The 21011-nt window shown below is 64.1% G+C and carries 24 protein-coding genes, 1 tRNA gene and 1 riboswitch; of the genes, 13 read left to right on the top strand and 12 right to left on the bottom strand.

Annotation, left to right across the window (positions count from 1 at the left end):
- Positions 1-47 precede the first annotated feature (47 nt).
- On the top strand, positions 48-704 hold the full coding sequence (locus tag AB2N08_RS19055; protein ID WP_367612477.1) for an MEDS domain-containing protein: 657 nt from the start codon (positions 48-50) through the stop codon (positions 702-704).
- Between the two features lie 14 nt (positions 705-718).
- A complete protein-coding gene (locus tag AB2N08_RS19050; RefSeq protein WP_367612476.1) occupies positions 719-3169 on the top strand; it encodes a hybrid sensor histidine kinase/response regulator in 2451 nt (816 codons plus the stop codon).
- Here AB2N08_RS19050 and AB2N08_RS19045 read toward each other — a convergent pair.
- The 9 genes from AB2N08_RS19045 to glyA all read right to left on the bottom strand — a co-directional run bounded on the left by AB2N08_RS19045 (position 3130) and on the right by glyA (position 10153).
- A complete protein-coding gene (locus AB2N08_RS19045) occupies positions 3130-3762 on the bottom strand; it encodes a riboflavin synthase (RefSeq protein WP_367612475.1) in 633 nt (210 codons plus the stop codon). The genes AB2N08_RS19050 and AB2N08_RS19045 overlap by 40 nt on opposite strands.
- A gap of 45 nt (positions 3763-3807) precedes the next feature.
- On the bottom strand, positions 3808-4902 hold the full coding sequence (gene ribD / locus AB2N08_RS19040) for a bifunctional diaminohydroxyphosphoribosylaminopyrimidine deaminase/5-amino-6-(5-phosphoribosylamino)uracil reductase RibD (RefSeq protein WP_367612491.1): 1095 nt from the start codon (positions 4900-4902) through the stop codon (positions 3808-3810).
- A gap of 95 nt (positions 4903-4997) precedes the next feature.
- Positions 4998-5591 (bottom strand): GspH/FimT family pseudopilin, encoded by a 594-nt coding sequence (locus AB2N08_RS19035; protein WP_367612474.1) that lies wholly within the window; start codon positions 5589-5591, stop codon positions 4998-5000.
- Complete coding sequence (locus AB2N08_RS19030) at positions 5588-6040, bottom strand: type IV pilin protein (protein ID WP_367612473.1); 453 nt, start codon at positions 6038-6040, stop codon at positions 5588-5590. Before AB2N08_RS19030 ends, AB2N08_RS19035 begins: the two co-directional genes overlap by 4 nt.
- 30 nt (positions 6041-6070) lie before the next feature.
- Positions 6071-6715 carry a pilus assembly PilX family protein gene (locus tag AB2N08_RS19025; protein ID WP_367612472.1) on the bottom strand — a complete coding sequence of 215 codons (645 nt, stop codon included), beginning with the start codon at positions 6713-6715 and terminating at the stop codon, positions 6071-6073.
- A gap of 6 nt (positions 6716-6721) precedes the next feature.
- Positions 6722-7735 (bottom strand): PilW family protein, encoded by a 1014-nt coding sequence (locus AB2N08_RS19020; protein ID WP_367612471.1) that lies wholly within the window; start codon positions 7733-7735, stop codon positions 6722-6724.
- Entirely contained in the window at positions 7732-8259 is a 528-nt protein-coding gene (gene pilV, locus AB2N08_RS19015; RefSeq protein ID WP_367612470.1) for a type IV pilus modification protein PilV, read from the bottom strand. Before pilV ends, AB2N08_RS19020 begins: the two co-directional genes overlap by 4 nt.
- Positions 8260-8361: 102 nt before the next feature.
- The gene (nrdR, locus tag AB2N08_RS19010; RefSeq protein WP_367612469.1) at positions 8362-8829 is read right to left on the bottom strand and encodes a transcriptional regulator NrdR; all 468 of its coding nucleotides are present in this window, start codon (positions 8827-8829) and stop codon (positions 8362-8364) included.
- A gap of 76 nt (positions 8830-8905) precedes the next feature.
- The gene (gene glyA / locus AB2N08_RS19005) at positions 8906-10153 is read right to left on the bottom strand and encodes a serine hydroxymethyltransferase (protein WP_367612468.1); all 1248 of its coding nucleotides are present in this window, start codon (positions 10151-10153) and stop codon (positions 8906-8908) included.
- A 101-nt stretch (positions 10154-10254) separates the two neighbouring features.
- A riboswitch (ZMP/ZTP riboswitch) is annotated at positions 10255-10374 on the bottom strand.
- Between the two features lie 159 nt (positions 10375-10533).
- Here glyA and AB2N08_RS19000 point away from each other — a divergent pair.
- The 10 genes from AB2N08_RS19000 (at position 10534) to AB2N08_RS18955 (ending at position 17353) form a co-directional block, all read left to right on the top strand.
- The gene (locus AB2N08_RS19000) at positions 10534-11280 is read left to right on the top strand and encodes an SDR family oxidoreductase (RefSeq protein WP_367612467.1); all 747 of its coding nucleotides are present in this window, start codon (positions 10534-10536) and stop codon (positions 11278-11280) included.
- A 235-nt stretch (positions 11281-11515) separates the two neighbouring features.
- On the top strand, positions 11516-11920 hold the full coding sequence (gene ybgC, locus AB2N08_RS18995) for a tol-pal system-associated acyl-CoA thioesterase (RefSeq protein WP_367612466.1): 405 nt from the start codon (positions 11516-11518) through the stop codon (positions 11918-11920).
- A 23-nt stretch (positions 11921-11943) separates the two neighbouring features.
- Positions 11944-12627: a protein TolQ gene (gene tolQ / locus AB2N08_RS18990; RefSeq protein WP_367612465.1), complete on the top strand. Its 684-nt coding sequence runs from the start codon at positions 11944-11946 to the stop codon at positions 12625-12627.
- A gap of 16 nt (positions 12628-12643) precedes the next feature.
- Entirely contained in the window at positions 12644-13075 is a 432-nt protein-coding gene (locus AB2N08_RS18985; protein ID WP_367612464.1) for a biopolymer transporter ExbD, read from the top strand.
- Between the two features lie 24 nt (positions 13076-13099).
- Positions 13100-14128, top strand: a complete 1029-nt coding sequence (gene tolA / locus AB2N08_RS18980) for a cell envelope integrity protein TolA (protein WP_367612463.1) — start codon at positions 13100-13102, stop codon at positions 14126-14128.
- Between the two features lie 31 nt (positions 14129-14159).
- A complete protein-coding gene (tolB, locus tag AB2N08_RS18975; RefSeq protein WP_367612462.1) occupies positions 14160-15431 on the top strand; it encodes a Tol-Pal system beta propeller repeat protein TolB in 1272 nt (423 codons plus the stop codon).
- A 33-nt stretch (positions 15432-15464) separates the two neighbouring features.
- A complete protein-coding gene (gene pal / locus AB2N08_RS18970; protein WP_367612461.1) occupies positions 15465-15989 on the top strand; it encodes a peptidoglycan-associated lipoprotein Pal in 525 nt (174 codons plus the stop codon).
- A gap of 130 nt (positions 15990-16119) precedes the next feature.
- Positions 16120-16875: a tol-pal system protein YbgF gene (ybgF, locus tag AB2N08_RS18965; RefSeq protein WP_367612460.1), complete on the top strand. Its 756-nt coding sequence runs from the start codon at positions 16120-16122 to the stop codon at positions 16873-16875.
- Between the two features lie 73 nt (positions 16876-16948).
- Positions 16949-17024, top strand: a tRNA-Lys gene (locus tag AB2N08_RS18960).
- A gap of 71 nt (positions 17025-17095) precedes the next feature.
- Positions 17096-17353, top strand: coding sequence for a hypothetical protein (locus tag AB2N08_RS18955; protein WP_367612459.1), 258 nt, complete (start codon positions 17096-17098; stop codon positions 17351-17353).
- Here AB2N08_RS18955 and AB2N08_RS18950 read toward each other — a convergent pair whose 3' ends face one another.
- From AB2N08_RS18950 to AB2N08_RS18940, 3 genes are read right to left on the bottom strand one after another with little or no spacing between them, the layout of a single operon-like run.
- Positions 17354-18166, bottom strand: a complete 813-nt coding sequence (locus AB2N08_RS18950; protein WP_367612458.1) for an ABC transporter ATP-binding protein — start codon at positions 18164-18166, stop codon at positions 17354-17356. It lies immediately after the preceding gene.
- A gap of 14 nt (positions 18167-18180) precedes the next feature.
- Positions 18181-19080 carry a nitrate ABC transporter permease gene (gene ntrB / locus AB2N08_RS18945; protein WP_367612457.1) on the bottom strand — a complete coding sequence of 300 codons (900 nt, stop codon included), beginning with the start codon at positions 19078-19080 and terminating at the stop codon, positions 18181-18183.
- Between the two features lie 28 nt (positions 19081-19108).
- A complete protein-coding gene (locus tag AB2N08_RS18940) occupies positions 19109-20389 on the bottom strand; it encodes a CmpA/NrtA family ABC transporter substrate-binding protein (RefSeq protein ID WP_367612456.1) in 1281 nt (426 codons plus the stop codon).
- 414 nt (positions 20390-20803) lie between these two features.
- Here AB2N08_RS18940 and AB2N08_RS18935 point away from each other — a divergent pair, with 414 nt between their 5' ends.
- Positions 20804-20998: a hypothetical protein gene (locus tag AB2N08_RS18935; RefSeq protein WP_367612455.1), complete on the top strand. Its 195-nt coding sequence runs from the start codon at positions 20804-20806 to the stop codon at positions 20996-20998.
- Positions 20999-21011: the final 13 nt, after the last annotated feature.

Here is a 21011-nt window from a genome sequence, read left to right as displayed (position 1 = left end):
GATCAACGCCGGCGCCAGGCAACTTGGCGCTCTACTGGTAACAGACCATGAGCATTCCAGACAAGCCGGTTCACCTGGCCGGCAAGCCCCTCACCCACGCATGCCACGCCTGCGCTTTTTTTCACACCGATGAAGAAAAGTACCGCGTGCTGATGCCTTTCATCCTCGAAGGCTTCGAGCGCGGCGACCTGGCCGCCCATATCGTCAACCCGGCGCACCGCGCCGCCCACCTGGCCGAGCTGGCCCACGCTGGCGTGGATACCGCCGCCGCCAAGGCGCAAGGGCAACTGGCCGTGCGAACCTGGGACGAGACGTATCTGCAAGATGGCAAGTTCGACCAGGAACGCATGATCGCCTCGCTGCTGGCGCTGATCGCGCCCGAGAATGCACCACCCGGAAAAATCTCGCGCAATATCGCCGATATGGCCTGGATGAACGGTGCCCGCCCTGACGCCCGGCAAATCGTGGCCTACGAGGCGCGACTGAACCAGGCGCTTCCCCACCACCACAACCCGATCGTGTGCACCTACGACCTGACGCATTTCAGCGCCGACGTCGTGATTGACATCATACGCACGCACCCGATGGTCATTATCGGCGGCATCCTGCAAGAAAATCCGTTCTTCGTGCCGCCCGAGCAGATGCTCAGGGAACTCGAAGAGCGTTCCCTGGCGAGCGCCATGCCGGCCGGCGCCCCGCAATAGACCAGCGCACCGGCATGCATTCACACGACGAGCACCGCGCCGAGATCGATCGCCTGCGCAAGACCACGCGCGACCTGGTTGCCATGACCACCCTGCCCGCTGTCTGGGGCGACCTGCCGCCGGAGGGCGTCATCGACAGCCTGGCGGGCGTCCTGCTCAGCACACTCGACCTCGACCTGGCCTGCATCCGCCTGCCCGGCAAGGGCGAGATCGAACCCATGGAAGTCATCCGCACCAGGCGCGACGATTCCGACGCCATGCTGCCTGCCGCGCGCACCGTGCTCGATGCGGCCATGCAGTCGGCCGATGTGCATGGCGCCTGCCCGGCGGCGCGGCAACACGGCGCCGCGCCGCTCCTGTTCAGTACGGCCCGCTTCGGCATTGGCAGCGACCTCGGCGTCGTGGTCATCGGGGCGCGCCGCGCCGGCTTCCCATCCGAGCACGATCGCCTGCTGTTGGGCGTGGCCGCCAACCAGGCCACCGCGATCCTGCAGCGCCGCCTGGCCGAAGGTGCGCTGGCGCGCAGCGAAACGCGTTTCCTCGACCTGGCCAACGCGGCGCCGGCCATGCTGTGGGTGACGGAGCCCGACGGCAGGTTTTCGTTCCTGTCGCGCGCCTGGCACGAATTTACCGGTGACGAAAGGGGCGCCGATCCCGGTATCGGCTGGGTGGCGGCGGTGCATCCGGACGAACGCGCCATGGCGCAGCACTCCTTTCTCGCCGCCATTGCCGGCCGGACTGAATTCAGCGTCGAGCATCGGCTGCGACACGCCGACGGCGACTATCGCTGGGTGATCGTCACCGGCAGGCCCAGGCGTGCCGATGCCGGCGTGTTTCTCGGCTTCGTCGGCAATCTGTTCGACATCAGCGACCGCAAGCTGGCCGAGCGAGCGCTGCACGAGACGCGCGACATGCTCTCGACGATGTTCGACGCGTTGCCGGTGGGCGTGGCGGTGGCCGACCAGGATGGCAAGCTGGTGCTGTCGAACCAGGCCATGCACCGCTACCTGCCCACGGGCGTGCTGCCGTCGATGGACGACGAGCGTCATACGCGCTGGCGGGGGTCTCATGACGACGGCCGCCCGATCGAGCGCCCTGATTTCGCCGGCGCGCGCGCGCTGCGCGGCGAGCGCGTCGTGCCGGGCATCGAAGTGCGCTACCTGGGCGACGATGGCGTCGAGATCTGGACCCAGGTAGCGGCCGTTCCGATCAAGGACCGTGACGACATCACGCGCGGCCAGGTGTCGATCGTGACGGACATCGATGCCTTCAAACGCACCGAAACGGCGCTGCGCCTGGCGGAAACCCGCCAGCGCGAGCTGTTCGACGAGGTGGCCCGGTCCAACCGCAACCTGAGCGAGTTCCTGGCGGTACTGGCGCACGAACTGCGCAATCCTCTGGCCCCGCTCCTCACCGGCCTGGAGCTGATGCGTATCGGGCCGTGCGACGCCGCCACGCCGGCCGATGTGCGGGACATGATGGAGCGCCAGGTGCGCCAACTGGCGCACCTGATCGACGACCTGCTCGATATCGCGCGCGTTACCAACGGCAAAGTGGAGATCAGGAAAGCCCGCGTCGACCTCAACACAATCGTCTCGAACGCGGTCGAGACCAGCCTGCCGCTGATTGAATCGAGCCGCCATGCGTTCAACCTCGCGTTGCACGACACGCCGCTGCCGGTGCTGGCCGACGCCACCCGCATCGCGCAGGTGATCGGCAACCTCTTGACCAATGCGGCGAAGTACACGCCCCCGGGCGGCGCAATCTCGCTGCGCGTGACGCACGAAGGCCTGGAGGCCGTGGTTGCCGTGACCGACAACGGCGTCGGCATCCCCGAAGAAGCACTGGAATCGGTATTCGAGATGTTCAGCCAGGTGGGCAGCAACCGGCAGCACGCGCAGGGCGGTCTGGGCATCGGCCTGTCGCTGGTCCGCCAGCTCGTCGACCTGCACGACGGCACGGTCAGCGCGCACAGCGATGGCGCGGGCAAGGGCAGCCGGTTCGAGGTCAGGCTCGCGCTCGACGGGTCGATGCCGGCGCCGCTGCCCGATAGCGGGCCAGCCGTGCCTGGCGAGCCGGCTGCGCCAGTGCTGCGCATTCTCGTCACCGACGACAATGTCGATGCAGCGCTGACCCTGTCGATGCTGCTCGAGATACACGGCCACGACGTCCGGGTCGCCCACGACGGACAACAAGCGTTGCAGGTGGCGGCGCAATTTCTGCCCGATGTCGTGTTTCTCGATATCGGGCTGCCGGATATCCTGGGCTACGACGTGGCGCGCGGCGTGCGGCAGATTCCCGGGCTCGCGCACTGCGCCATCGCCGCCGTGTCCGGCTTGGGCGCGCCGGACGATCTGGCGCGCTCGAGCGCCGCCGGCTTCGACGCGCACTTCACCAAGCCGGTGGCCTCGAGCCGCGTGCTCGACTACCTGGCGGTGGTGGCTGCGAGCATGCGCTCGACGTAGCGCGCGATCAGGTCGATCTCGAGGTTGACGCGCGCGCCGGCGGCCAGGTGGCGCAGCGTGGTGACTTCGATCGTGTGCGGGATCAGGTTGATCGAGAAGCGGCAGACTTTCTGGCCGCCTGCCTGCAGGTCTTCTACCCGGTTGACCGTCAGCGACACGCCGTTGACGACGATAGAACCTTTGTACGCCAGGAACTTGCCCAGCTCGTGCGGCGCATCGATGACCAGTTCGCGCGATTCGCCGACCGGCTCGAAGCTGTGCACGACGCCCAGGCCGTCGACGTGGCCCGACACCAGGTGTCCGCCCAGGCGCTCGGCCAGCGTCAGTGCTTTTTCCAGGTTCACTTCGCCGGGGGCGTCCAGGCCCACGGTCTTGTTCAGGCTTTCGCGCGAAACGTCGACCGTGAACGCGGTGGCGGTTTTTTCGGTGACGGTCATGCAGGCGCCGTTGATGGCGATCGAGTCGCCCAGGCCCACGTCGGCCAGCGACAGCGGGCCGGCATCGATGGCGAGACGCACGCCGGCGTCCAGGCCGCCGGCCAGTGGCGCGACGGAAGTGATGGTGCCGACTGCGGCGACGATTCCAGTAAACATACGACGTTATTCCTTGTTGGGGAGATCAGTTAATTTGTTCAAAAATCAGTTTTCGGCGTCGGCGAAGCGGGCCAGGATGCGCACGTCTTCCCCCACGCGGCTGACGTCATGAAAGCGCAACTGGCGGCGCTCGGTCAGTTGCGTCAGCGGCGGCAGGTCGAACATGCCTTGCCCCGGGCCGATCAGGCTTGGCGCCAGGTACACCAGCAGCTCGTCGACACAGCCTTCACGCACCAGCGAGGCATTGAGTTTGCTGCCTGCTTCGACGTGCACTTCGTTCACTTCGCGCCGGCCAAGCTCGCGCATCAGCGCCGGCAGGTCGACCTTGCCGTGTTCGTTCGGCAGGTACAGCACCTCGTGGCCGGCGGCGCGCAGGGCCTCGGCCTTGGCGCTGGCCGGGTTGTCAGTCATGCTCTCGGTCGCCGCGACGATCCAGCAGGGTTCGCCCTGCAGGACATGTGCCGTCAGGTCGATGTCGAGGCGGCTGTCGACGATCACCCGGCGCGGTTGCATCGGCGTGTCGAGGCCGCGCACCGTCAGTTGCGGGTTGTCGGCCTTGACGGTGCCGATGCCGGTGACGATTGCACTGGCGCGGGCGCGCCAGGCGTGGCCGTCGGCGCGCGCGTCCGGGCCGGTGATCCACTGGCTTTCGCCGCCGGCCAGCGCAGTGGCGCCGTCCAGGCTGGCGGCCACTTTAAGACGCACCCACGGCAGGCCGCGCACCATGCGCGAAAAGAAGCCGATGTTCAGTTCCTGCGCTTCGCGCGCCATGATCCCGGAGCGCACCGCGATGCCCGCCGCTTCCAGCTGCGCCAGGCCGCGGCCGGCGACCAGCGGATTGGGATCGACCATCGCCGCGACCACGCGGCCCAGGCCGGCGGCAATCAATGCGTCCGAACAGGGAGGCGTGCGGCCATGGTGGCTGCACGGTTCGAGCGTCACATAGGCGGTGGCGCCACGCACATCGTTGCCGCGCGCGGCAGCGTCGCGCAGCGCCTGGATTTCGGCGTGCGCCTGGCCGGCGGGCTGGGTGTGGCCGGCGCCGATCACGACATCGCCCTTGACGATCACGCAGCCGATGCGCGGATTGGGCGCGGTGATGAACATGCCGCGCGCGGCCCAGGCCAGCGCCGCGGCCATGCCTTCGGTGTCGTTGAGAATCGGTTGGCTGTCGTGCGTCACGTGGTCTTTCTTCAATGCGCGTTCTTCAAGGCGCATCCTGCAATGCGCTATCGTCAGGGCGGCGCGGCGGCGCCATCGCAGCCGGCGTCCCGGGCCGGGTTGCACAGGCGCGGGCGCCCGAGCATATTGATTTTAATACGGCGCACCTGGCCGCCATGGAATAGCGAGAGCGTGCCCAGCCGCGACGCGGCGCTGTTGGTATCGCTGCAACTGCGCCCCGCGCCATTGTAGGCGATGTATTGCGGAGCTGCAGGGTTGGTAAAGGAATAGCTCACCTGCACGCCCTGCGGCAGCGCCGAGCGCACGGCGAGTATGTCGTCGCCCGCGCCCGCCTGGCGATCGTTGTCGCGATCGACGTAGACCGTCCAGCCGCGCCTCCAGTCCAGGCCGGCCGCGTCGTTGGCCGTGATGATGACCGGTTCGTTGCGTGAAATCGCCTGCGAACGGGTGAGCTGGATCGCACTGTAGAGGTCGCTGGCAGAGACGCGCAATTCCTGGCCTTGCACGATCCGGTGCAGGCCGGGCGCCGCCACCGCCGATGTGATCGCGACCAGCCCGAGCACCACGGCCAGTTCGGCAAAGGACAGGCCGCTGCAGCGACGCCGCAGGATGGCGCGGGCAAGTACTGCCGGGATTCGGGATCTCATGGCCAGCAGCGCGGCGACGGGCCGCTGGCGCCTTGCGCGCCGGTACTGTCCAGCGTCAGCATGCCGCATTCAGGATCGGCGAATGCGCGGTTGACCTTGGCCGTACCTGGGCGCGCACGCAGCAGGATGCACGCGGCGATCGGTTGTCCCGGACAGGCGTCGCCGTCGAGCTCGTAGGCGCTGGCGGCGGCGCTATTGCCGATCCAGGCGCGAAACCGGCGCGCGTCAGGGTCACTCGCATCAATTGAAAAGGGCATATAGCTGTGATGCTGCGCGAGGTATTGCTCCTGGCGCTGCATGACGTCGAGCAGCGCCAGTTGCGCTTCGACCCGCCGCGCCTTGACGATCTGGCGCGTGTACGACGGATACGCCACCGACGTCAGGATGCCCAGGATCGCCAGCACAGCCAGCAGTTCGATCAGCGTGAAGCCGCTACCTTGTCGCGTCATGTACGTGCTCCTGTGGGTAAATCTTGTAACTCAGTCGGATGCGGCGGCAACGATCCCGGACCAGTTGCTGATCTCGCGCCAGCCGACGCGGCGCCCGGGCGATCCGTCGGGCAGCTTGCGGTAATACGCCTGCAGCGCGGCCCGGGTACCGGGCATGCCGCCGACGCCGCGTGCGCCGATGCGGTACAGCTGCCCTTCGCCGGACGCCGGCATCAGCTCGATCAGGTAGCGCGGCGCCTCGATAGGCAGGCCGCCCTCACCCGTCGGCAACGTGGCGCCGGTGAACCTGCCGTACGCGATGGCCGGCCCGTCGCTTTCGGCCAGTTGCGCAAGTTGCCGGTTGGGATCGGCGTCATGCGCACACAAGCCGTTGTACGGCAGCGCGCCGAGGCAGCCGCCAACGAACGCGTCCGCGCTGCCGCCAAGGATGGCGTTGGCGCGCGCCGAACCCGGCGCCGCGCCGCCTTCGATATCGCGTTCGGCATCGAACAAGGCGGCTTCTGCCATGTGCACGGCCAGCACGCGGTCGCGTTCGTACGCCGCCGCGCGGGCGCTTTGCAGCGCGCCCCGCGCAGAGGCAATGCCGGTCATGAGGACGGCCAGCATCAGCACGAGCGCGGTAATCAGCGCGATGCCGTCCTGGCGTTCGGGCATGGGTGAGTGACAGGAGCGCATCGGGACTCAGGGTGACGCTGCGGGCGGTTCGGCAGATGGTGCGACGGGCAATGCCACGGGCAACGTGATGGGCAACGTGATGGGCAATGCGACCGGCAACGCAACGACGGCGCCGTACACCTTGCGCATGCGCGCCTCGCCGCTGGCATCCAGGTCAGCCGCCGCCAGCAGCACCCCCGGATCGCCGGCGGCTAGCGCGGCATCATATGCCGGCCCGAACAGCGAATGGACCACGCGCGCGTTGGCGCCGGCATCGACGCGCGGCCCGTGCAGCAGCAGGCCTGCCCGCACGCTGGCAACCCGCTTCCAGTGCGTGCGCGTGCGCAGATCGGCGTCCCGCTCGCTCGCCGTCGTGCCGACGAGCACCAGCGCTGCATCGAGCGCCGCGATCGCACTGGCATTCACGTACCGGTTGGGCGTGCCATCGCCATCGGTGTCCAGGCCGTAGAGCACCTGGAAGCTGTCGACCCGCCCCGCCACTGCATCGGATGACCAGCTGCCCGCGCCCTTGTATTTGCAGCGCAGTTCGGCGTCGCCCTGCGCATTGCGCGCGACATAGAAAATGCTCCAGCCTTCTTCTTCGCGATGGACCGGAAAGCCGGCGCAGTCGAGCGTGCCGCCATCACCGTTCGGTGGCGGGCCGGTGCCGGCAAAGCGCAGCGCCAGCACGTCGCTGCCATTGACCGCCGTCGGCAACGGCGCATCGATGCCGGCGCCGGCGTGCGTCAGCGAATGTGCATCCAGCCCGGCGATACGCGCGGGCGCGGTGGGGTCAAGCGCAGGATGCGCCGCCCAGTCGACGTGGCCCGCCAGCCGCACCGCGCGTGCCAGTGCATCGGTTGCGTAGCGGCCGGAGTCGTCCATCTCGGCTGAGTCGAGGAGCGCCGCATGGGTACGGGTGGTGCCGATCAGCAGCGACCCTGCCGCCAGCAGTACGGCCAGGCCGAGCGACATCGCCACCATGAATTCGGCGATGGTAAAGCCGGCCTGGCGCGCGAACCGTCGAGGCACGCTGCTCATCGCGCCACCATCAGCACGAACGCCGGCAAATCGTCATTGCCATGCCAACCGACCTTGATTGCCACCGCCGCATGCGCCCCACCACTGCACGCCCACCGGTAGCGCCGACTGCCCGCATCCCACGGCGCCGCATCGCGACACACGGCAATGCGCCCGCCCGGAAAGCGCCCGTGCACGAGCAGGCGCGTCTCGTGCAGGTCGAACGCCGCCAGCGCCAGCGGGCTGCATACCGCAGAACCGAAGCACGATGCGCCGCCGGCAGGCAGGCCGTCGGCCACTGCGTCATAGTCGAACGAAAGATAGGGATTGCTCGCATCCGGCAAGCTGGCCAGATGAACATTGGCGCCCATGCGCGCCGTTAGCGAACTTGCCAGACCCACCGCTTCGGCGGTCAAGGCCGCATGCTGGCGCGTGCGCTGCGCCGCCAGTTGCGCCGCGCTTGCCCCGACCACGCCAATGGCCAGCACGAACAGCGCCACCAGCACTTCGATGAGTGTAAAACCGCGATGTGAATGCAGCTGCATGCAAGCCTCCGATAACGAGCTACGACGTTATCAGCCAGGCTTGCTGCGCCCGTGCGGCGGCGCAAGCGTGCGCCGCGCCGATCGGGGAACCTTGGGAAGGGTTTAGTTGTCGAGCTTACGCTGGTGTCCGACTTCAGCCAGCGCGGCCTGGAACGAATCCAGGTCTTCGAAATTTTTATACACGGAAGCGAAGCGGATATAGGCGATCTTGTCGAGGCCCTTGAGCTCTTGCATCACGAGCTCGCCCACATAGCCGGTATCGACTTCGCGCAGACCGCTGGTGAGCAGCTTTTCTTCGATGGAGGCAACGGCCTTGTCGATGGCTTCGGCTGCCACCGGGCGCTTGCGCAGCGCCAGCATCAGGCTGCCGCGCAGCTTGGATGAGGCGAATTCGGTGCGGCTGCCGTTCTTCTTGACGATGATCGGCATCGACAGTTCGATGCGTTCATAGGTGGTGAAGCGCTTGTCGCACTTGCCGCAGCGGCGCCGGCGCCGGATGGCGTCCCCTTCCTCGGATACGCGGGTATCGAGGACTTGTGTATCTTCATGCTGACAAAAGGGACATTTCATGGCGCCGGGGCTGCGACTTTCGCTTCGGTACTACATGGGTACTACCGGGCCGGCGAACCGGCCCACGACAGGAGAATCAGGCAGCGTAGACCGGGTACTTGCTGGTCAGCTTCTTGACTTCGCCCTTGACGCGCTCGATGGTCGCGGCGTCGTGCGGGTTGTCCAGCACGTCGGCGATCAGGTTGCCCACAGTAACAGCGTCTTCTTCCTTGAAGCCGCGCGTCGTGAAGGCCGGGCTGCCCAGGCGGATGCCCGAGGTGACGAACGGCTTTTGCGGGTCGTTCGGGATGCCATTCTTGTTGCAGGTCATGTGTGCCTGGCCCAGGATCGCTTCGGCTTCCTTGCCGGTCAGGCCCTTGGCGCGCAGGTCGACCAGCATCACGTGCGATTCGGTGCGACCCGACACGATGCGCAGGCCGCGCGCGGTCAAGGTGTCAGCCAGCGCCTTGGCGTTCTTGACCACTTGCTGCTGGTAGGCCTTGAATTCCGGGGTCAGCGCTTCCTTGAACGCGACGGCCTTGCCGGCGATCACGTGCATCAGCGGGCCGCCCTGGATGCCAGGGAAGATGGCCGAATTGATGATTTTCTCGTGCTCGGCCTTCATCAGGATGATGCCGCCGCGCGGGCCGCGCAGCGATTTGTGTGTGGTCGAGGTGACGAAGTCGGCGAACGGCACCGGGTTCGGGTACTCGCCTGCAGCGATCAGGCCGGCGTAGTGGGCCATGTCGACCATGAAGTAGGCGCCGACATCTTTCGCCACTTTGGCGATGCGCTCGAAGTCGATCTTCAGGGCGAACGCCGAGGCGCCGGCGATGATCATCTTCGGCTTGTGCTCGTGCGCCTGGCGCTCGAGCGCTTCGTAGTCGATGTCTTCTTCGGCGGTCAGGCCGTACGAGACGACGTTGAACCACTTGCCCGACATGTTCAGCGCCATGCCGTGGGTCAGGTGACCGCCTTCGGCCAGCGACATGCCCATGATGGTGTCGCCTGGTTTGAGCACGGCGAAGAACACACCCTGGTTTGCTTGCGAGCCCGAATTCGGTTGCACATTGGCCGCTTCAGCGCCAAACAGTTGCTTCAGGCGGTCGATCGCCAGCTGTTCGACGACGTCGACGTATTCGCAGCCACCGTAATAGCGCTTGCCCGGATAGCCTTCGGCGTACTTGTTGGTCAGTTGCGAACCCTGCGCTTCCATCACGGCTGGCGAGGTGTAGTTTTCCGATGCGATCAGCTCGATGTGGTCTTGCTGACGAACGTTTTCCTTCTGGATAGCATTCCACAGATCCGGATCGACATTGGCCAGCGTATGGTCTTTAGCAAACATGTAAAACTCCAATCGATAGTAATCCAGGCAACGAGCAGCGCTACGAGCGGGGGCGGCGAGCCAATAGGGCGCGGGCAGCCGCGATCGAACGCGTACCGGTTGATGGCTGCCCAGGCGAACGGCGTATGGCGTCTCAGGTTCCCCGGTGGGTGTCCACCTTTGCCGCCGTGCGCACCAATAAGTTGCGCTTGAGCGGTGTTTCGCCAGTTACGTGAGACGTAAAGTCCGCAAATTGTACTGAACTCCCCATTGAAGGGCAAGGAAAGCCCTGTCTTGGTGGCAAGCCGAGGTGGAATGGGCGACCCGCCACGCCGTCATGGTCATATCGGCTACAATTTTGCAGTCGTGCATCTGCCCTCACCGCTTATCAAGGATCCATCATGATCGTCCTCATCACCGGCGCATCGGCCGGCTTCGGCGCCGAAATGGCGCGCACTTTCGTCTCGCACGGCCACCGCGTCGTGCTGGCCGCCCGCCGCACCGATCGTATTGCCGAGCTGGCAGCCGAGCTGGGCGACGCCGCCCTGCCGGTGACGCTGGACGTTACCAGCCGCGCATCGATCGAAACGGCCCTGGCCGGCCTGCCAGCCGAATGGAAGCAGATCGATGTGCTGATCAATAACGCGGGCCTGGCCCTGAACACCCTGCCGGCGCAGGAAGTGCCGCTGGAAGACTGGGAAACCATGATTGCCACCAATTGCAAAGGCCTGGTGACGATGACCCGCCTCGTGCTGCCCGACATGGTTGCGCGCGGTAGCGGCCTGGTGATCAATATCGGTTCGACCGCCGGCCACTACCCTTACCCGGGCGGCAATGTGTATGGCGCAACCAAGGCGTTCGTCGAACAGTTCACGCTCAATCTGCGGGCGGACCTGGTCGGCACCGGCGTGCGCGCCACCAATCTGGCGCCGGGCCTGGCAGGCGGCACGGAATTTTCGAACGTGCGCTTCAAGGGCGACGATTCGGCCGCGGCCAAGGTGTATGAAGGCACGACGCCACTGAGCGCCAAAGACATCGCCGATACCGCCTACTGGATCGCGACGATGCCGCCACACGTCAACGTCAACAGCATCGAACTGATGCCGACCTGCCAGGGTTTTTCGCCCTTCACGATCAAGCGAGTGTAGGTGCCTGGTTGCCTGCGTGACGTACGTATGCAGGCAACCGATAACGTGCTCTTGATTTGTGAGAAAGTGTTACAGTGATTGGTCTTTTTACTACGTTTCAAGTCTACTACTGCTCAAAAGCACAACTGTGTGCCAAGCGTACGTAAGTAATTTCCGCTCTCAGTGTGCCTTAGCGTACATATCGAGATAGAAACTAACGTAGAATGTTTCTCATGTTCATGTATCGGCAGTAGCGATGTCTTCAGTGTTTATCTGGCCAGTCAGGGTGTATTACGAGGATACCGACGCCGGCGGCATTGTTTTCTATGCCAATTACCTGAAGTTCTTCGAACGGGCCCGCACAGAATGGTTGCGCGCACTCGGCGTGCAACAGCAAGCACTGCTCGATGCGAACAACACCGCCTTCGTCGTCAAGAATGTGACCCTCGATTACCATTCGGCGGCGCGCCTCGACGACGAATTGACGATACGAACCAGCGTAGAAAAGCTGGGTCGTGCATCGGTTCAGTTCCTGCAGCAGGCCTGGTGCGGTGACACCCTGCTCAATACGGCCAGCGTCACGGTGTGTTGTGTCGATATTGCCACAATGCGCCCGCGCCCCATGCCCGACCACGTGGCTGCTAAAATGCGTGCCGCCTGAATACATACCTAAATACATAGCCCATGACCGTCACTCCAGACCTTTCATTCGTCGCCCTGATCGGCAATGCCCACGTGCTGGTGCAATTGATTATGGCCTTGCTGTTGCTGCTGTCGATCGTGAGCTGGACCTACATCTTCCGCAAGGTGTTCGCGATCCGCGCCGCGCGTGCACAGACCGAGCAATTCGAGCGCAGCTTCTGGGCCGGCGGCAACCTGCACACGTTGCATCAGAGCGCCAGCAGCCAGCGCGACCAGAGCGGCGCCCTGGCCCGCATCTTTGAATCCGGCATGGGTGAATTCATCAAGGGCAAGCAAGCCTCGCGCGAAGCACTCGACATGAATTCGGTCCTCGACGGCGCCCGCCGCGCCATGCGCGCGTCGTTCCAGCGCGAACTCGATGCCCTTGAATCGCATCTGAACTTCCTGGCGTCGGTGGGTTCGGTCTCGCCCTACATCGGCCTGCTCGGTACCGTGTGGGGCATCATGAACGCGTTCCGCGGCCTGGCCAGCGTCGAGCAAGCCACGCTGGCGATTGTCGCCCCGGGCATTGCCGAAGCGCTGATCGCTACCGCGATCGGCCTGTTCGCCGCGATCCCGGCCGTGGTGGCGTACAACCGCTTCACCCACGATATCGACCGCCTGGCCAACCGCTTCGAGAGCTTCGTCGAAGAATTCTCGAACATTCTCCAGCGCCAGTCGCGCTGATCCAGGGAGCCTGCCGATGGCCTTTTCCAGCAGCATGCGCGGTGGACGTCGCCGCAAGTTCAAATCCGAGATCAACGTCGTGCCATACATCGACGTGATGCTGGTGCTGCTCATTATCTTCATGGCGGTGCCGGCCAATCAGGCGCCGAGCGTGGTGAACCTGCCGCGCGCCGAGAAATCGGCGCTGCCGCCGGACACCTACATCCAGGTGTCGATCGAGCCCGAAAATCGCCTGTCGATCGGCGTGCAGGGCAAGGTGCGCGTGGCCCAGGAAGACGTGGCCGACCGCTCCGCCCTGCTTCAGCGCCTGCGCGCGCTGCATGAAGAACATCCCGATTATCCGGTGCTGATCGCGGGCGACCGCGAGAGCAAGTACGACGACGTCATCCAACTGATCTCGGAAGCCAAGAAGATGGGTATCAACCGGGTTGGCCTGGCCACCCAGTGATGTCGATGCATTGATGCCTAGAATATGTCCGAACTGAAGCCACATAACGCCGGCGTGCCGTATTACGTGCCGCCCGAACCGAGCCGCCTGCCATCGTTCTTGTTGGCAGTGGTCGTGCACGCCGCGTTGCTGGCGTTCCTGTGGATCGGCGTGAGCTGGACGGCCAAGACCCCGATCACGGTCGAGGCCGAAGTGTGGGATATGTCGGTGCAGACCGCCGCCGCGCCTGAGTTGCCGCCTGAGCCAGCGCCGGAGGTGACACCTGAGCCTGAGCCAGCACCTGAGCCGGAGCCAGTGCGCACGCCGCCCTCACCTACTCCGCCACCGGTGGTCGAGCAGCCGGCCCCGAAGCCAGCCCCGGACATCGCGCTGCAGCGAGAGAAGGAACGCAAGGCCGAGGACGCGAAAAAGAAAGAATTGGCCGAGAAGCGCGAGGCCGAGAAACGCGAGCGCGAAGAGCAACTGGCCGAACAAAAGAAAAAAGACGAGGCAGAGCGCAAGCAAAAAGAATTGGCAGCCAAGAAGGAAGCCGACGCCGAGAAGAAAAAGAAAGAAGCCGAGAAGCTGGCCGAGGAAAAGAAAAAAGACGCCGAAGACAAAAAGAAAGCGGATGCACTGGCCGCCGCCGACAAGAAAAAAGCCGACGCGGCAAAAGCCAAGGCGGCCGCTGCCGAGAACGCCAAGCTCGACAAGTTCCGCGCCGATGAACTCAAGCGCATGGCTGGCGCCATGGGCAGCACCGGATCGGCAGCGAAGTCGACGGGGCCGAAATCCGACGGCGGTTATATCGCCGCGATCACGGCCGCGATCAAGAGCAGCACGGCCTATCCGGGTAACACGGATGTGTCTGGAAATCCACGCGCCACGTTCCGCGTCGACCAGTTGCCGACCGGTGAAATCATGTCGGTGCGGCTGGTAAAAAGCAGCGGTGTGCCAGAATTTGACAGGGCAGTAGAAAATGGTATCAAGAAAGCATCGCCACTGCCCAAAAAGAAGGACGGGACGGTGGAGCGTACGCTTGACGTGAATTTCTCGATGCGTGATTACGATTGATTCGGTGTGAACCAGCTTTACAAGAGAAACTATGAAAAAAATCCATTTCCTGCTGTTTAGCGTTTCCCTCGCCATGGGATCGGCAGCCAATGCGCAGCTGCAAATTGAGATCGCGGGTGTCGGCAGCAACCAGATTCCGGTCGCCATCGCCGCCTTCGCCGACGAATCCGTCGCACCCGACAAAGTTTCGGCGGTCATCCGCGCCGACCTCGAGCGCAGTGGCGTGTTCAAGGTGATCGACGCCGGCCAGGTCATCAGCGACCGCGACGCCGGCAGCATCAACCTGGCAGCGTTCAAGGCCAGCGGCGCCGACGCGCTCGTGGTCGGCAGTGTGGCGAAGCAGCCGGACGGCCGTTTCGCGATCCGCTACAAGCTGATGGACACCGTCAAGGGCGGCGAAATCTCGCAGATGGGCGGCGAAGTGCAGCCCCGCTACACCCGCCTGCAGGCGCACCGCATCGCCGACGACGTGTATGAAAAGCTGACCGGCGTGCGCGGCATCTTCTCGACCCGCATCGCCTACGTCAAGGCGGACAGCGGCGCCAAGCGCTACGTCCTGGCCGTATCGGACGCCGACGGCGAGAACGAAGTCATCGCAACCCAGGGCAAGGAACCGATCATTTCGCCAGCGTGGTCGCCAGACGGCTCGAAGGTCGCCTACGTGTCGATGGAAGACCGCAAGCCGGTCGTGTACCTGCAAGACCTGATGACCGGTCGCCGCAACGTGATCTCGAACCAGAAGGGCAACAACTCGGCGCCATCGTGGTCGCCTGACGGCTCGACCCTGGCCGTAGCCCTGTCGAAAGACGGGAACACAGAAATCTACTCGGTCAATTCAAGCGGCACGGGCCACAAGCGTCTGACCAACAATGCAGCCATCGACACCGAGCCGCAGTTCTCGCACGATGGCCAGACCATTTATTTCACGAGCGATCGCAGCGGCGGTCCTCAAGTCTACAAAATGAGCGCCGCCGGCGGCAATGCCACCCGCGTGACGTTCAATGGCAATTACAATATCAGCCCGCGTGTGTCGTCCGACGGCAAGACGCTGGCCTGGATTTCGCAGCGCGGCGGCGCTTTCTCCTTATATGCGATGGACCTGGCCAGCGGCCAGGAACTGCGCCTGGCCGATGGGGCCACCGAACCGAGTTTTTCGCCTAACGGCAAGTACATCATGTATGCAACCAAGGGTGGCGGTCGCACCTCGCTGGCCGTGGTGTCTGTGGATGGACGAGTCAAGCAACGCTTGACGACCAAAGCGGGAAACATTCGGGAGCCCAGCTGGGGTCCCTTCATGAAGTAAGAAGTAAAACCTCAACATAACAGGAGAAAATCCATGCGCAACTTCAAGAGTGTAGCTTTCATCGTTTCCACCGCAGCCCTGCTGGCCGCTTGCTCGTCGCCGACCAAGCTGAACGAAACCCCGGTCGTCGAGAAATCGCCAGAGCCGGCAGCACCAGTCGCCGACACCCGTGACATCCGCCCAGTCGAAACCGGCACCGTCGATCCACTGAACGACCCGCAAGGCGTCCTGGCCAACCGTAGCGTCTACTTCGACTACGACAGCTTCGTCGTGCGCGCTGACGGCCAGCCAGTGGTCCAGAACCACTCGGGTTTCCTGACCAAGAACACCGCGCGTAAAGTCCTGATCCAGGGCAATACCGATGAACGCGGCGGCACCGAGTACAACCTGGCCCTGGGCCAGAAGCGTGCTGAAGCCGTCCGTCGTTCGATGGCGTCGCTTGGCGTGTCGGAAGGCCAGATCGAAGCCGTCTCGCTGGGCGAAGAAAAGCCAAAAGCCACCGGCAGCAACGAAGAATCGTGGGCTGAAAACCGCCGCGCAGACATCGTCTATCAATAATCGATTCGGCTGAACAAGCCGGACAGGTTAGATTGACAGGGGGCGGGACGCAGTGCAGACTGCTACCCGCCCCTTGTTTTATCTCAGCAACCGCCGTAGTCACCGGCTTAGTAGAAAGAACACAACGCTTATGATCAAACTGTCCAAGTCCCGCCTCGCATGCCTGGTTCTGGCCCTGTGGATGCCGCTGCACGCGGCCGCCGGCCCGTTCGACGACGAAGAGGCGCGCAAGGCCATCCTGGACCTGCGCACCAAGGTCGACAACATCACGCGCGACCTGAATACGCGCATCGACAGCAAATCGGACAAGACGGTGCAGATCGAGATGCTCAACCAGCACGAGCAGACGATGCAGGAGATCGCGCGCCTGCGCGGCCAGATCGAAGTGCTGGCCAATGAGGTATCGAAAGCGCAGAACAGCCAGAAGCAGCTGTACGCCGATCTCGATGCGCGCCTGAAAAAAGTCGAACCGCGCGCAGAAGTGATCGACGGCCAGACCGCCGAAGTACTGCCATCCGAAAAGACTGCGTACGAAGCCGCCACCGCCCTGTTCCAGGCCGGCGACTACAAGGGCGCCTCGGTCGCGCTGCAAGAATTCGTCAGGCAGTTCCCCCAGTCACCGTATGCGTCGAACGCGCAGTACTGGCTCGGCAACACGTTCTATGCGCTGGGCGACTACAAGAAGGCCATCGCGGCGCAGCAGGTCGTCACCACCACCTACGCGACGAGCCAGAAGGTGCCGGACGCAATGCTCAATATCGCCAGCAGCTACGCCCTGCTGAAGGACAACAAGAGCGCGAAGAAATCGCTGCAGACGCTGGTGTCGAAGTACCCGGATTCGAGCGCCGCGCAGACCGCGCGCGATCGCCTGGCATCGCTGAAATAAGCCACACCGGGGTACGCCACGCGGGTACGGCATTTGACAGCGCGGGTGTCGCCCCCTATAATCTTGCTTCTTCGGGTCGTTAGCTCAGCTGGTAGAGCAGCGGACTTTTAATCCGTTGGTCGCAGGTTCGAATCCCGCACGGCCTACCAAAGATTCAGCAGAAAAGCCAACCTTCGGGTTGGCTTTTTTGTGTTCTGCTCAAATTCAGGAAGCGCACACCATGACGTATGAAGATTATCTCGACGAAGTAACCACCCTGCTGACCGAGATGTATGACCTCAGCGATGAAGCTGCGATCAAACTCGTGGTCGATGCACAAGCCAACGATTTCTTTGTCGCCCACGATGACAACGAAGAACTGCGCAACGAGGCCCAGGCCAAGCTCGACGCCGTCACGCTGCACGAAGGCAAGCAGAACCGCAACCAGACGCAGCGCAAGCAGCAGCAGCGTCAGGTGCAGAAGAAAAAAGCCACGTAGTCAGGCCGCCTGCGTCGCCGGATTCGCCTGCTTCCGGTACAGGAACTCCAGCACCTGCCGGCGATGCTCTGTGTATCGCGCATCCTGCGCCAGCGCCACCCGGTCGCGCGGCCGGTCGAGCCCCACCTCGACGATTTCGCCAATCGTCGCCGCCGGCCCATTGGTCAGCATCACGATCCGGTCCGACAGCAGCACCGCCTCGTCCACATCGTGCGTCACCATCACCACCGTCGACTTGGTGGCCGCGACGATCTTGAGCAGCTCATCCTGCAAATGCGCGCGCGTGAGCGCATCGAGCGCGCCGAACGGCTCGTCCATCAACAGCACCTTCGGCTGCATTGCCAATGCCCGCGCGATACCGACCCGCTGTTTCATGCCGCCCGAGATTTCATGCGGGCGCTTGGTCTCGGCGCTGGTCAGGCCGACGAGCGACAGCGCAGCCATCGTCCGCTCGCGCAGTTGCGCCCGCGTCTCGGCCGCACCGAACACCCGCTCTACACCCAGATGAATATTTTCGTAGCAGGTCAGCCATGGCAATAACGAATGGTTCTGGAACACCACCGCGCGCTCCGGCGACGGCCCGCCGATCTCGCGGCCAGCGCAGATCAGCACGCCCGCAGTCGGTTTCAGCAGGCCCGCGATCAGGTTCAGCAGCGTCGATTTGCCGCAGCCCGAGTGCCCGATCAGCGTGATGAACTCGCCCTTGCGCACCGTAAGATCGATGCCCTGCAGCGCCTGGAACACGCCCTTCTTCGTCTGAAACGCCATCTCCACGCCGGAGATGTCGATGAATTTCGATTGCAGTTCGTCCATGATCGACATCCCTTTCAGTTAGCGACTTGTTCGTGGGTCAGCGCGCGCGCCAGCGACACCAGCGCCAGCTCGAGCAGCAGGCCGACCACGCCGATGATGGCAATGGCGATGATGATGTGCGCCACGTTCAGGTTGTTCCACTCGTCCCACACCCAGAAGCCGATGCCCACGCCGCCGGTCAGCATTTCGGCCGCGACGATGACCAGCCAGGCGGTGCCGATCGCCAGGCGCACGCCGGTCAGGATGTACGGCAGCGCCGACGGCAGCAGGATCTTGGTAAGGATCTTCCACTCGGACAGGTTCAGCACGCGCGCCACGTTCATGTAATCCTGCGGCACGCGCTGCACGCCGACGGCCGTGTTGATGATCATCGGCCAGATCGAGCAAATGAAGATCGACCAGATCGCCGCCGGGTCGGCCGACTTGAATACCAAGAGGCCGATCGGCAGCCAGGCCAGCGGCGAGACCGGTTTCAAGAGGCTGATGATCGGGCCAAACATGCGATTCACAAATTGCACGCGACCGATCACGAAGCCCAGCGGAATCCCGACCAGCGCCGCCAGGCCGAAGCCGACCGCCACGCGCTGCAGCGACGCCAGCACGTTCCAGCCAATGCCCTGGTCGTTCGGGCTGTTGCGGTAGAACGGATCGGCGAACAATTCGAGCGCCGCCTGCCACGTGACCAGTGGCGACGGAAACGCCTCGTTCTGCGCGGCGATCACTTGCCAGATCACCAGCACCAGCGCGATGCCCGTCAGCGGCGGCGCGACGAGCCGCACCGCCGTGGCGAACGGCTGCGCACGGCGCGCGACCACGGATGCCGGCTTGCGCGGCATGACGGTGCGGGCAGGCCCGCCGGCAGCGGTCGGCGAAGGCGCCGGCTCGTTGGGAACGGATTTCAACAGGGCATTCATGACGGCTCCTCGACACACAGGTGGATGATCAAACCTTGACCTTGAAAGACGCCGCGTAAGCTTGCGGATTCTTGCCGTCCCAGACCGTGCCGTCCATCAGCTTCGACGTGCGCAGCAGGCTGGCCGGGATCGGCGTTTTCGTCATGGTGGCCGCGTCCTTGTACAGTTGCACCTGGTTGACCGACGTGGCCACCGCCAGGTAATCCGGATCGGTCTTGAGCAGGCCCCAGCGGCGATGCTGGGTCATGAACCACATGCCGTCCGACAGGAACGGGAAGTTGACCAGGCCATCGTTGTAGAACTTCATGTGGTTGGCGTCGTCCCAGGTTTTCCCCAGGCCGTTCTGGTAACGCCCCATGATGCGCTGGTCAATGGCGTCCTTGCTGGTATTCACGTACGACTTGGCGGCGATGACCTCGGCCATCCTGTTCTTGTTGGCCAGCGAGGCATCGATCCACTTGCCCGCTTCGAGAATGGCGGCCATCATCGCGCGGCACGTGTTCGGATTGGCCTTCGCAAATTCAAGCGTCGAGCCCAGCACTTTCTCGGGATGGTCGCGCCAGATGTCCTGGGTGGTCGTGGCGGTGATGCCGATGCCGTCCATGATCGCGCGGTGGCCCCACGGCTCGCCGACGCAGAAGCCGTCCATATTGCCGATGCGCATATTGGCCACCATCTGCGGCGGTGGCACGGTGATGACCTTGGCGTCCTTCATCGGATTGATGCCGTTGGCCGCGAGCCAGTAATACAGCCACATCGCGTGGGTGCCGGTCGGGAAAGTCTGCGCGAAGGTGTAGTCGCGCTTCTCGGTGCGCATCAGCCGGGCGAGCGAGGCGCCGTCGACCGCACCCTTGGTCGCCAGTTGTTTCGACAGCGTGATGGCCTGGCCGTTGTTGTTCAGGCCCATCAGCACGGCCATGTCCTTCTTTTGCCCGCCGATGCCCATCTGCACGCCGTACAGCAGGCCGTACAGCACGTGGGCGGCGTCGAGGTCGCCATTGGCCAGCTTGTCGCGCACGCCGGCCCACGAGGCCTCTTTGCTCAGCACAAACTTGACGCCGTATTTCTTGTCCAAGCCCAGCACTGACGCCATCACCACCGACGCGCAGTCGGTCAACGGGATGAAGCCGATCCTGATCTCGGTTTTCTCGGGTTTGTCCGATCCTGCCGCCCACGCCCCGCCCCCGGCCAGACCCAGCAGGCCGCCCGCTGCCGCCAGCGAGGCGCCATGAATGATGTTCCTGCGTGTGCCATCGACGCTCGTGCTGGTAGAAGGGTTGCCCTGCGCTTGACGCTGTTGATTTTCCATCGCAAATCCCAAAAAGTGATCAGGCAAAAAGAAACGCCTACCCCACATGAACGTGTTCATGCGTTGGTAGACGTCGTTGTCCGGGAAGGTGGGGCCGTCATTGGCATGCACCTCGTGCGCTCCGTTGCGCATTGGTCATTACGCAAGCTTCGTGCCAGAACCGTCCCCAGAGTGCAGGCACGGACCGCGCACCACGCAGTGCACCGCAGCATGGCGCGTACAGCGCACTACGATTGCGCAGCGCCTCATTTTGGACGGTAGCGCACGCAGCGCGCTGCGCCGGACGCTGCGGTACGCGCACGGTTGACAACGCGGACTGGCAAAATTCAGTGCGTGCATGCTAGGATTGTTTATTGCTCCGCACACATGCACGTGCCTGATCGTGCGCCACCGGGGCCTGCGATTGGAGTAATCATGCATACCGAACAAATTCAACGTCAGCGTACGGCGATCCACGCGGCGACCGCCATCGACCGCAGCAACCCGACATCCCCGCGCCGTCACATCGCGCAAGACATCGTCTCGAGCAGCCGCCGCCTGCGCCAGCGCATCGGCGTCGTCGCGGTCGTGTGCATTGGCTTGGCCACCGTGCTGGTGGCCCTGGAATAAGCAAGGGTACGAC

It is taken from the genome of Massilia aurea (assembly GCF_040790145.1).
GTDB lineage: Bacteria > Pseudomonadota > Gammaproteobacteria > Burkholderiales > Burkholderiaceae_D > Telluria > Telluria aurea_C.
This window is presented reverse-complemented; position numbering and strand designations above follow the sequence as displayed.